Origin of the sequence: Salmonella sp. SA14318 (assembly GCF_029866905.1) — a bacterium.
Taxonomy (GTDB): Bacteria; Pseudomonadota; Gammaproteobacteria; order Enterobacterales; family Enterobacteriaceae; genus Salmonella; species Salmonella enterica.
Genome location: NZ_CP123282.1, coordinates 212,709 through 224,333 on the forward strand (window position 1 = coordinate 212,709; position 11,625 = coordinate 224,333).

Sequence of the window (11,625 nt, forward strand, 5' to 3'; positions counted from 1 at the left end):
ACAATAGTTAATACAGGGCTGATGCCCGACATCCTTCATTCAATGACAATAATATCGCCGAATTCGGCTCTACTCTGGAGTCGCGTTGATGATTGTAAGAAAACGCCGTGGTCGCCGGACATTGCGTTGTCTGGCGGGCCTTATGGCCTGCTCGTTTTTTATCAATACCACGTATGCCTGGCAACAAGAATATATCGCTGAAGCGGCTCCGGGGCATACGACGGAACGCTATACCTGGGACAGCGATCACCAACCGAATTACAACGACATACTGGCCGAACGTATTCAGTCTACGCAAAATACGGTGGGGCCGGTGCTTAGCCTGGCGGATGAAACCCCGCTTGATGCGACCAGCGGTATCAGTATGGGCTGGAATTTTCCGCTTTCCCGACGTGTGACCACTGGGCCGGTCGCGGCGTTGCATTACGACGGTTCGACGTCATCAATGTATAACGAATATGGCGATAGCGCGACGACATTAGCGCTTACCGATCCGTTATGGCACGCCAGCGTCAGTACGTTAGGCTGGCGGGTAAACTCGCAGTTCGGCGATGTCCGTCCCTGGGCGCAAATCAGCTATAACCAACAGTTTGGGGAAAATATCTGGAAAGCGCAGTCCGGGTTGAGTCGTATGACCGCAGGAAATCAGGCGGGAAACTGGCTGGATGTCACCGTAGGCGCGGACGTGTTACTTAACCCGCACATGGCGGCGTATGCGGCGTTTTCCCAGGCGGAAAACAGCGCTACGGATAGCGATTATTTGTACACCCTGGGGGTGAGCGCCAGGTTTTAACTTAAAAATTACCATCGAAACGCTGTGATAACAGATCTTGTGGCGGAAGTAGGGTGCTAACCTTCTGCGTTATCTTTGCGCTGTTAATCATCTTGCTGGCAGTTTCCACCACTATTCGCCAGCCGCAGCGGGAGGGGGTTAGCGAAGCGTCTGCGTAACACATGCAACACCAGGCGTATAGCGCACCCATTTGGTGCTCTTTTTTTTATTTAGCACAAATACCTAATCAATTGGAGTTAAAAAAACGTCTAATAAATAAGGAAGGCATTTAACTTATTTATGAATCAGAAGAAATAATATATTATTTATATTAATTTATTCTTAATAAAAATTTACATTTATGTACGTTACATTTGTAACATATTGATTTCTATTTTTTTTAAGATTAACTAAAAATTATTTTTATATATACTAATTATTGTATCCAATACCCACCTCTATACACTCCATTTCCTCACAGAATGCAGATAATCCTAAGGATGCGTTCTGTTATCTACCGTCATAAATGGAGTTTTTAATGAAAAAAGTTGTTTTTGCTCTGTCTGCTCTCGCTGTAGTTTCCACTTCTGCTTTCGCTGCTGAATCTGGTGACGGCACCATTAAATTCACCGGTGAAATCGTTGACGCGCCATGCGTCGTTTCTACTGACTCTCAGAACCAGGAAGTTGTGCTGGGTCAGGTTAAGAAATCTGTCTTCAAAGCCATTGGCGACAAATCTGTTTCCAAGCCTTTCCAAATCAAACTGGAAGACTGTGACATCACCTCTAACACCAAAGTTAACGTGAGCTTCGCTGGCGTTGGAGATGCAGACGACGCGACACTGGTTTCTGTTAACACTGAAGCAGGTGCAGCAACTGGCGTGGGCATCGGTATCTACGACAACGCTAACAAGGCCGTTGATATGAACACCGGTAAATCCACCACTACGCTGGCTGCCGGTCAGACCGTGCTGTACTACACCGCTAACTACGTTGCAACAAAAGATACTGTAACCACTGGTTACGGTAACGCAGAAGTGGACTTCAACCTGTCCTACGAATAATCGAATTTTCGTTAATACAGTCAATCATAATGGCAACGGAAATCCCGTTGCCATTTTTTCCAGCGGAGGCTCAGGAAGAGAATCATGAACCGCTCACGTTTGATATCTTGCACAGCACTGGTGCTGGCGCTGATTGCTCAAAACAGTTTTGCCGGTGGCGTGGCATTAAGCAGCACACGTGTTATTTATGACGGTAGTAGAAAGGAAGCTTCTCTTACGGTAAATAATAAAAGCACCACGGATGAATTTCTCATTCAGTCATGGATTGATGATGCTAACGGTAATAAAAAGACGCCCTTTATCATCACTCCACCGTTATTTAAATTAAGCCCGACTAAAAATAACGTTTTACGTATTGTTAATACGACGAGCACGTTACCGCAGGATCGCGAGTCCGTTTATTGGATTAACGTAAAAGCTATTCCTGCCAAAAGTGAAGACGCGGAAGCTAAAAACGTACTGCAGATCGCCGTACGTACCCGCTTAAAACTGTTCTATCGTCCGGCGGGCCTGAAAGGCAATAGCATGGACGGCTGGAACAAACTGCAGTTCACCAGCGCAGGGGCTAACCAGATCAAAGTGGAAAACCCATCTGCCTTTAACCTGACGTTTAATAAATTTTATGCCAACGGCCGTGATATTGAAAAAACGGGAATGGTTCCGGCAAAAGGCTCATTGAATATTGAACTGCCAGCCGGCACCGGCAAGGTAAGCGAAGTTAAATACAACATTATTAATGACTTTGGCACGGCTGGCGACATGTTGACACAGCGCGTTAACTAACACGTTTTAAAGGATTATTACTATGACATGGACGCATCTTCCTCTGGGCAATAAGACCTCGCGTTTCACGCAGTCTGCGCTTGCGCTGATGATAGCGAGTACGCTCCCCGCGTATGCGGGAACATTTAACCCGCGCTTTCTGGAGGATGTGCCGGGTATTGATCAGCACGTTGACCTTTCAATGTATGAATCCAATAAAGCTGAACACCTGCCAGGTAAATACCGCGTCTCGGTGGTGGTCAACGAAAAAAAAATGGAGTCTCGCACCCTGGAGTTTAAGGCAGCGACAGAGGCGCAGCGCGCAAAAATGGGTGAATCCCTGGTGCCGTGCTTAAGCCGCGTGCAGCTTGAAGATATGGGCGTGCGTATTGATAGCTTCCCGGCGCTGAAAATGGCCCCGCCTGAAGCCTGTGTTGCTTTTGACGACATTATTCCCCAGGCCGCCAGCCATTTCGATTTTGCAGACCAGACCCTGATCATGAGCTTCCCGCAGGCTGCGATGAAACAGACAGCGCGCGGTACGGTGCCAGAATCGCAGTGGGACGAAGGGGTGAATGCCCTGCTGGTGGATTATAACTTCTCCGGCAGCAACGCCAGCTATGACGCGCACGACAGTGAGACCAACTACAACAGCGACAGCTACTATCTGAACCTGCGCAGCGGTATGAACCTGGGGGCATGGCGATTACGTAACTATAGTACCTGGACGCGAAACGACGGTAACAACACATGGGATAACATTGGCACATCCCTAAGCCGCGCCATTGTGCCGCTGAAATCACAGCTGACGTTGGGGGATACCTCCACCGCCGGTGATATTTTTGACAGCGTTCAGATGCGCGGGGTGCAGTTAACTTCTGACGAAGAGATGCTGCCTGACAGCCAGCGCGGGTTTGCGCCCGTCATCCGGGGTATTGCCAAAAGTAACGCCGAAGTCACCGTTGAGCAGAACAACTACGTTATTTACCGTACGTTTGTTCAGCCGGGTGCGTTTGAAATTAACGACCTGTATCCAACCTCAAACAGCGGCGACCTGACGGTCACCATTAAAGAATCGGACGGCAGTGAGCAGAAGTTCGTTCAGCCGTTCTCCTCGGTGGCGCTCCTCCAGCGTGAAGGCCATCTCAAGTACAGCCTTTCCGCCGGGGAATACCGTGCCGGGAACTATAACAGCGCCGAGCCGAAATTCGGGCAGCTTGATGCCATGTACGGCCTGCCATATGGCTTTACCGTTTACGGTGGTGCGATCTTCTCTGACGACTATTACTCGCTGGCGGGAGGATTAGGTAAAAACTTCGGCTATATCGGCGCGATCTCCATCGATGTAACCCAGGCAAAAAGCAAGCTGGCAAATGAGGAGAATTCGGAAGGTCAGTCTTATCGTTTCCTCTACTCCAAGAGCTTTAACAGCGGTACCGATTTCCGTCTGCTGGGTTACAAGTATTCGACCAGCGGCTATTACACCTTCCAGGAAGCGACGGATGTGCGCAGCGATGCGGACAGCTCTTATAGCCAGTATCACAAACGTAGTCAGATTCAGGGCAACGTAACGCAGCAACTGGGCGCCTGGGGCTCGGTCTATTTTAACGTCACGCAGCAGGACTACTGGAACGATGAAGGTAAACAGCGTTCGCTGAATGCCGGTTATAACGGCCGTATTGGCCGCGTGAACTACAGCGTTGCTTACACCTGGACGAAAAGCCCGGAATGGGATGAGAGCGATCGTTTACTGTCATTCTCCATGTCGATTCCACTGGGACGCGTGTGGAGTAACTACCACCTCACGACCGATCAGCATGGCCGAACCAACCAGCAGTTAGGGGTGAGCGGCACCGCGCTGGAAGACCACAACCTGAACTATAGCGTGCAGGAAGGCTACGGCAGCAACGGCGTGGGTAACAGCGGCAGCGTGAACCTGGATTACCAGGGCGGCGTGGGTAGCGCCAGTCTGGGTTACAACTACAACCGTGACGGCCAGCAGGTGAACTACGGTTTGCGCGGCGGTGTGATAGCCCATAGCGAAGGCATCACTCTTTCTCAACCGCTGGGTGAATCCATGGCCATTATCTCCGCACCGGGGGCGCGCGGCGCGCACGTGATCAACAACGGTGGTGTGGAAGTGGACTGGATGGGTAATGCGGTCGTGCCTTATCTCACTCCGTACCGTGAAACGGAAGTCTCACTGCGAAGCGACAGCCTGAACAACCAGGTTGACCTGGATACCGCCTCCGTCAACGTAGTGCCGACGCGCGGCGCGATTGTTCGTGCCCGCTTCGATACCCGAGTGGGCTATCGCGTGCTGATGAACCTGACGCAGGCCAATGGCAAAGCGGTGCCGTTTGGTGCTACCGCCACGCTGCTGGATACCACAAAAGAGTCCAGCAGCATTGTGGGTGAAGACGGTCAGCTTTATATCAGCGGGATGCCGGAGAAAGGTGCCCTTCAGGTGAACTGGGGTAAAGACCAGGCACAGCAATGCCGCGTGGCGTTTACGCTGCCGGAACAACAGGATAATACCGGCGTGGTGATGGCGAATGCCGTCTGCCGGTAACAGGGAAGGAAACGATTATGTTGAAAAAGTTGATGATGTTTGCGGGCCTGCTGGGTGGGTTGGTGCTGTTTTCTGGCCAGGCGCTGGCGGCAGCGGATTGGGGGGCGTGTACGCCTGACGGCGGGACTCATGTTTTTTCGGCCACGCTGAATAAAACCATCACCGATACGTCCAAGAATGCCTCAGGTATGGTTTTCCGTGATTTTTGGTCGTGGGATTTAGGGGGGGATTACGATGCTGTTTGTGAATGTCCAGAGGGGACTGCTACGGCATCGACATATTATAAAGCTACTTCCCCCCTCGCTCCTGGCCACAGCGAAGGCGAACGCCAATATTTTATTATCAATAATAATATCCAGATTTCAGTCGATGTTTGGGTTCAGGGACACTATCAGGATTATAAAACAGCGCCATTTTCTAATTTAGATAATCTGTCCGCCGCCAGAGCAGGCTGCACTGTGGGTGATGTACGGTTTACAACAGGAAGCAAAGGAAAATTATCTCTTTATATTAATCACCCATTTGTCGGTGAACTGCAAATACCGAGTACAAAGATACTGGACTTGTTTGGAACCCACAAAGTAGACGTTTATAATGCCAGTCCGTTGGCATCCGTATATTTAAGTGGGAGCATCATTGTTCCACAGGGCTGTGAGCTCTCCAGCGGCAGCACGCTGGAAATTCCGTTTGGGGAATTTAAGGCCACTGATTTTAAAGATCGCAAAGGACAAGTTGCAAAGAACGCCACGAAATTCACCAAAGAGCTGCAGTTTAAATGCACCAATATTTCCGATGGCGTAAAGATCTTCCTGCGTATTGAGGGAATGCCAAACGCTAATGATTCGAATGCCATCGACATGGGCAACCCGGATATCGGTGCCATCATTGAGGGTGCTAACGGTAAAATTTTGGTGCCAAATGACGCCAGTGTTAATCAGGAGCTGAGCGTATCGGGTCTTGTTGACGACACGCACCGTACCGCCTCAACGACCATTTCAGCTTACCCCATCAGTACCACCGGCAAATTGCCGGCCGCCGGGGATTTCGAGGGAATTGCCACCATGCGTATTGATGTGGAGTAAGCAGGATGAAAAACCTTCATGCTTTGATGCCAGCGTGTTTACTGCTTACCACTTCCGCGATGGCGGCACCGTCGAATATCGGTTCTGCTGGTGATATCCACTTTACCATTACTATTAAGGCGGCTACCTGTGAACTGGAAAACGACAGTATCGACGTCAATATGGAGACTGTGGTGCTTCAGCGCCCGGTAAAAGTGGGTAAAGAGCTGAACCAGAAAAACTTTAGCATCGGCTTAAAAGATTGCGCGTATGCCACAAAGGCCAGCGTTACGATGGACGGTTCTCCAGACCCGACTGACCCCTCGCTTTTTGCCCTGGATAGCGGCGGCGCGACGGGCGTGGCGTTAAAAATTAAAACGTCTGGCGAGGTGCAACAATACCCCTCCAGTACCGACTCTACGCCCGTAGAACACACCGTCTGGTTTGATGGTACTAACAAGCTGAACTATATCGCCAGCTATGTGCCTGTTAAGCCGGATGCCACCGTTGGCCCAGCGAATGCGACGGTGAATTTTAGCGTCACATACGAATAATCACTGAGGGCCAGTTCGCTGGCCCTTTTCCATTTTTAGTGATTTTTTGTAAAAATCTTCTCCGATCACACTCTCCGTTGCCACTTTCCCCTCTGCTTGTGGTCTACTTAACCGTGCTTGTAGACTTTCTTACATCTGCGTTAGCCGCATATTTACCTGTTTGATTAAAGAATCGTTGTACAGGTCGTTTTTATCCCGATTCCCAGGGTTTGTTTGCATGAGATACATTAAATCGATGACGCAACAGAAACTTAGTTTCTTGCTTGCGCTCTATATCGGTCTGTTTATGAATTGCGCCGTGTTTTACCGCCGTTTCGGCAGTTATGCGCAAGAATTTACCATTTGGAAAGGCCTCTCCGCAGTTGTCGAACTTGGCGCCACGGTGCTGGTCACTTTCTTCTTACTTCGTCTTCTTTCACTGTTTGGCCGACGTGCCTGGCGTGTGCTGGCCACGCTGGTGGTGCTGTTTTCCGCTGGCGCCAGTTATTACATGACCTTCCTGAACGTGGTGATTGGCTACGGCATTATTGCGTCTGTTATGACCACCGATATCGATCTCTCGAAAGAGGTGGTGGGGCTGCACTTCGTATTGTGGCTGATTGCCGTGAGCGTGCTTCCGCTCATCTTTATCTGGAGTAACCACTGTCGCTACACGTTGTTGCGCCAGCTACGTACGCCGGGGCAGCGTTTTCGCAGCGCCGCTGTAGTGGTACTCGCAGGCGTAATGGTGTGGGCGCCTATCCGCCTGCTGGATATACAGCAAAAAAAGGTTGAACGGGCGACAGGCATCGACTTACCCAGCTATGGCGGCGTGGTGGCGAACTCCTATCTGCCTTCAAACTGGTTATCTGCGTTAGGGCTGTATGCCTGGGCGCAGGTAGATGAATCGTCGGACAATAATTCGTTAATAAACCCGGCCAGGAAATTTACCTATGTTGCGCCGAAGGATGGGGATGACACCTACGTTGTTTTCATTATCGGTGAGACGACCCGTTGGGATCACATGGGGATTTTCGGCTACGAGCGTAATACCACGCCGAAGCTGGCGCAGGAAAAAAATCTGGCGGCGTTCCGCGGCTATTCCTGCGATACCGCGACGAAGCTTTCTTTACGCTGTATGTTTGTACGGGAAGGCGGGGCGGATAATAACCCGCAGCGTACCTTAAAAGAGCAGAATGTTTTTGCCGTACTTAAACAGCTCGGATTCAGTTCCGATCTGTACGCCATGCAGAGCGAGATGTGGTTCTATAGCAATACCATGGCGGATAATATCTCCTACCGCGAGCAGATCGGCGCCGAGCCGCGTAACCGTGGTAAAACGGTTGATGACATGCTGTTGATTGATGAGATGCAGAACTCGCTTGCCCAGAACCCGGAGGGTAAGCATCTGATTATCCTGCATACTAAGGGGTCGCATTTTAACTATACGCAACGTTATCCGCGCAGCTACGCTCAGTGGAAGCCCGAATGTATTGGGGTCGATAGCGGCTGCACGAAAGCGCAGATGATCAACTCTTACGATAACTCCGTGACCTATGTGGATCACTTTATTACCAGTGTGTTCGATCAGCTGCGTGATAAAAAAGCGATTGTGTTCTACGCGGCTGACCACGGCGAGTCGATTAACGAACGCGAACATTTGCACGGTACGCCGCGCAATATGGCGCCGCCGGAGCAATTCCGTGTTCCGATGCTGGTATGGATGTCGGATAAATATCTTGCCAGTCCGCAACATGCGCAGATGTTCGCTCACCTGAAACAGCAGGCGGAGATCAAAGTGCCGCGTCGTCATGTGGAGCTGTACGATACGATAATGGGCTGCCTGGGGTATACATCGCCGGATGGCGGCATTAACCAGAACAACAACTGGTGCCATATTCCCGATGCGCAGAAAGTCGCCGCGAAGTAGGTTGTCTGCCGACTTTCTCGCCGATTGAATTGTATTTTGCGACTAAGGGATTGACGGGCGTGCGCCTGAGCAGTAAGATGCGCCCGCATTCGGTGATTGGCGCAGCCTGGTAGCGCACTTCGTTCGGGACGAAGGGGTCGGAGGTTCGAATCCTCTATCACCGACCAAATTCAGAAACCCTGCTCAACGAGCAGGGTTTTTTTGTATCTGAAGCCTGACGAGGATGAGAACCTCCGGGGGCAAGAGGTTCGACCCGAGCGAAGCGAGAGAACGTTGCGTCAGCAACGGCCCGCAGGGCGAGCCACGCAGTGGCGAGTCATCCTCTATCACCGACCAAATTCAGAAACCCTGCTCAACGAGCAGGGTTTTTTGTATCTGAAGTCTGACGAGGATGAGAACCTCCGGGGGCAAGAGGTTCGACCCGAGCGAAGCGAGAGAACGTTGCGTCAGCAACGGCCCGCAGGGCGAGCCACGCAGTGGCGAGTCATCCTCTATCACCGACCAAATTCAGAAACCCTGCTCAACGAGCAGGGTTTTTTGTATCTGAAGTCTGACGAGGATGAGAACCTCCGGGGGCAAGAGGTTCGACCCGAGCGAAGCGAGAGAACGTTGCGTCAGCAACGGCCCGCAGGGCGAGCCATCCTCTATCACCGGCAGGTTGACGCCCGCACCACCAGTTCAGGCATGATCCCGTCGCTGTGGCTGACCTTCTTGCCCGCTAGCAAATCAAATAATAGCGTGATTGCCTGTCGGGCCACCTCATCAAGATGCATATTCACTGCCGTCAGCGGCGGCAGCGATTCGCGCGCGCGGATACCATCATAGCGGGTGACCACGCGCATCCTCTCCGGGATAGCGACTGCCTGTTCCTGAAAAGCGCGTACCGCGCCGCTGGCAAAGGTGTCGATCAGCACCAGCACGCCGTCAACGTCGGGATGCGCCTGTAATAGCTGCTGCGCGGCCTGGTAGCCGGCATTTTCACCCTCGTTTTCATTGAGAGAGTAGACGACGGGGTCCTGGCGCCCCGCGCACCAGCGCTGGTAAGCCGCTTCGCTCTCCAGAACTGATGTTCGTCGTGTGTTACCGACAAATAACGCACATTTTCTGGCGCCGGAGGCCTCCAGATGAGCGAGCAGAAGCTGTGCTGTTGCCGCCGAGTGCAGCTCAACCCACGGCACAGGCGTGTCGGTGCCCGGCGTGCGGCCAATGGTGACGCAGGGAATGCCCGCTTGCGCCAGCGCCTGGAGCTGCGGGTCGTTCTCCGCCGGCTCAATCAGGATCGCCGCGTCAAAGCTGACGGCATCCAGTGGATTTGCCCCCGGCGGCACCAGAATCAGCGCATGCTGTTTTTCCAGCGCCATCATCGCGGACGTTAACGCCACCTCCATCATAAATCCCAGTCGTGACGCGCCGGAGGCAATCGCCAGCGGCACCGAAGAGAGCAAGGCAATGGTATTGGTTTTGCCGGTTCGCAACTGGCGGGCGCGAATATTCGGCGTGTAGTTGAGCGCAACAATGGCCTCTTCAATACGCCGTCGCGTCTGCGGCTCGACAAAGCGGGTGTTGTGCAAGGCATTGGATACCGTCCCTGGCGATACGCCTGCATGGCGGGCAACATCAATCAACTTTGCGCGTTTTTTATTTTGAACAGCCATCTGCTTCCTGACCTGCGAAAATTTGCGCACAGGGTAGCATATTTACCAGACGGTAACGTTTGCTTTTTTTCGGTGAGGATCGTAAAAAACTCTTCATTAAAACGTTTTAATGGGGTATTTTGGCGCAAATTTATTCCTCAGGAGGCGATGTGGCACACTTAACTCAGGATTCGACTTTCACCCTTGGACGCCGTCTGGCGGGCCTTATCTACGCTGATAAGGCGAAGAGCTTTGGCGGCTATACGCTTTTTGCGCCGCAAACCGCCGAAGGGCGGGTTTACCTGGTGGACGAGCAGGGCGAAGTCGCGCATCAGTGGCAGCTTCCGGTTCGCGCCGGGCGTGATGCGGTGCTGCTGCCGAACGGTAATCTGGGTTATAACGGCAGCCACCGCACTTCAGCGAACCTCTATCCGGCGTGGGATCTCTGGCACGGCGGCGACTTCTACGAAGTGACGCCGGATAACGAAATCGTCTGGCATTACGAAGATATTTACCATCACCATGATGCGCAATGGTTGGCGAACGGTAATCTGCTGTATACCGCCGCGTCGCCGTTACCTGCCGATATCGCCGCCCGTGTTACCGGCGGCGACCCGCGCCGCGATGCGCCGGACGGCGTGATTCAGAGCGACGTCGTCAAAGAGGTCAATCGCGACGGTGAAGTGGTCTGGGAGTGGCGTGCCTGGGAGCATTTGAATCCGGAAGATTTCCCGATTCATGATATTTTCGACCGCCGCCACTGGCCGATGATTAACGGACTGTCCGTCACCCGTGATGGCCTGGTACTGATGAGCCTGCGTACCACTTCCGGCGTCATTGCCGTGGATAAAGAGAGCGGGAAGGTTATCTGGCATGCAGGGCCGGAAGTCGTAGCGCAGCAGCACACGCCGGTTGAGATGGAGAACGGGTCGATTCTGGTTTTCGATAACGGCAACCTGCGTCCCGGCGTCACCTCGCCGCATTCCACGGTGCTGGAGTTCGATCCGCAGACCAAAGCGATTACCTGGCAGTATCGCGATATCTTCCCGCCGGCGTTTTTCTCGCCGTATATGGGGAGCGCGCAGCGGCTGGCGAACGGCAACACCTTTATCTGTGAATCGGCGTTTGGCCGCCTGTTTGAAGTCACCCCGGAAGGCGAAACGGTATGGGAATATATCATTCCGTTCTTTAATGAATATCCGGAGCACCTCAGTAAAGGCATTATTCCTGGAAAACAGAACAGCGCCTTCCGTGCGCATCGCTATGCCGCTGATGCCATTAGTTGGTTGAAATAATAC

At 52.3% G+C, this 11,625-nt stretch carries 9 protein-coding genes, 1 tRNA gene and 3 other RNA genes; 12 read left to right on the forward strand and 1 reads right to left on the reverse strand.

Annotated elements, in window-relative coordinates:
* Nucleotides 1-88 precede the first annotated feature (88 nt).
* The 11 genes from QEN32_RS00995 to QEN32_RS01045 all read left to right on the forward strand — a co-directional run bounded on the left by QEN32_RS00995 (nt 89) and on the right by QEN32_RS01045 (nt 9,350).
* Nucleotides 89-793 carry an autotransporter outer membrane beta-barrel domain-containing protein gene (locus QEN32_RS00995; RefSeq protein ID WP_000637073.1) on the forward strand — a complete coding sequence of 235 codons (705 nt, stop codon included), beginning with the start codon at nt 89-91 and terminating at the stop codon, nt 791-793.
* 517 nt (nt 794-1,310) lie between these two features.
* The gene (gene lpfA / locus QEN32_RS01000; RefSeq protein ID WP_217804451.1) at nt 1,311-1,835 is read left to right on the forward strand and encodes a long polar fimbrial major subunit LpfA; all 525 of its coding nucleotides are present in this window, start codon (nt 1,311-1,313) and stop codon (nt 1,833-1,835) included.
* Nucleotides 1,836-1,919: 84 nt separating this feature from the next.
* Nucleotides 1,920-2,618: a long polar fimbrial chaperone LpfB gene (gene lpfB, locus QEN32_RS01005; protein WP_001082125.1), complete on the forward strand. Its 699-nt coding sequence runs from the start codon at nt 1,920-1,922 to the stop codon at nt 2,616-2,618.
* Between the two features lie 22 nt (nt 2,619-2,640).
* A complete protein-coding gene (gene lpfC / locus QEN32_RS01010) occupies nt 2,641-5,169 on the forward strand; it encodes an outer membrane usher protein LpfC (protein ID WP_023206185.1) in 2,529 nt (842 codons plus the stop codon).
* A gap of 17 nt (nt 5,170-5,186) precedes the next feature.
* A complete protein-coding gene (gene lpfD, locus QEN32_RS01015; protein ID WP_183046614.1) occupies nt 5,187-6,251 on the forward strand; it encodes a long polar fimbrial protein LpfD in 1,065 nt (354 codons plus the stop codon).
* 5 nt (nt 6,252-6,256) lie between these two features.
* Nucleotides 6,257-6,784: a long polar fimbrial protein LpfE gene (lpfE, locus tag QEN32_RS01020; RefSeq protein WP_017441629.1), complete on the forward strand. Its 528-nt coding sequence runs from the start codon at nt 6,257-6,259 to the stop codon at nt 6,782-6,784.
* Nucleotides 6,785-7,001: 217 nt separating this feature from the next.
* Complete coding sequence (eptB, locus tag QEN32_RS01025) at nt 7,002-8,693, forward strand: kdo(2)-lipid A phosphoethanolamine 7''-transferase (protein ID WP_023260169.1); 1,692 nt, start codon at nt 7,002-7,004, stop codon at nt 8,691-8,693.
* Between the two features lie 90 nt (nt 8,694-8,783).
* Nucleotides 8,784-8,860: transfer RNA gene (locus QEN32_RS01030), tRNA-Pro, on the forward strand.
* A 35-nt stretch (nt 8,861-8,895) separates the two neighbouring features.
* Nucleotides 8,896-9,029, forward strand: a non-coding RNA gene (locus QEN32_RS01035) — RtT sRNA.
* A 34-nt stretch (nt 9,030-9,063) separates the two neighbouring features.
* Nucleotides 9,064-9,197, forward strand: a non-coding RNA gene (locus QEN32_RS01040) — RtT sRNA.
* A 34-nt stretch (nt 9,198-9,231) separates the two neighbouring features.
* A non-coding RNA gene (locus QEN32_RS01045) (RtT sRNA) lies at nt 9,232-9,350 on the forward strand.
* Here the strand turns inward: QEN32_RS01045 and QEN32_RS01050 are convergent.
* On the reverse strand, nt 9,341-10,348 hold the full coding sequence (locus tag QEN32_RS01050; RefSeq protein ID WP_197392670.1) for a substrate-binding domain-containing protein: 1,008 nt from the start codon (nt 10,346-10,348) through the stop codon (nt 9,341-9,343). The two genes, QEN32_RS01045 and QEN32_RS01050, sit on opposite strands and share 10 nt — an antisense overlap.
* Nucleotides 10,349-10,497: 149 nt before the next feature.
* Here QEN32_RS01050 and QEN32_RS01055 point away from each other — a divergent pair, with 149 nt between their 5' ends.
* Nucleotides 10,498-11,622 (forward strand): aryl-sulfate sulfotransferase, encoded by a 1,125-nt coding sequence (locus QEN32_RS01055; protein ID WP_000940804.1) that lies wholly within the window; start codon nt 10,498-10,500, stop codon nt 11,620-11,622.
* Nucleotides 11,623-11,625 lie beyond the last annotated feature (3 nt).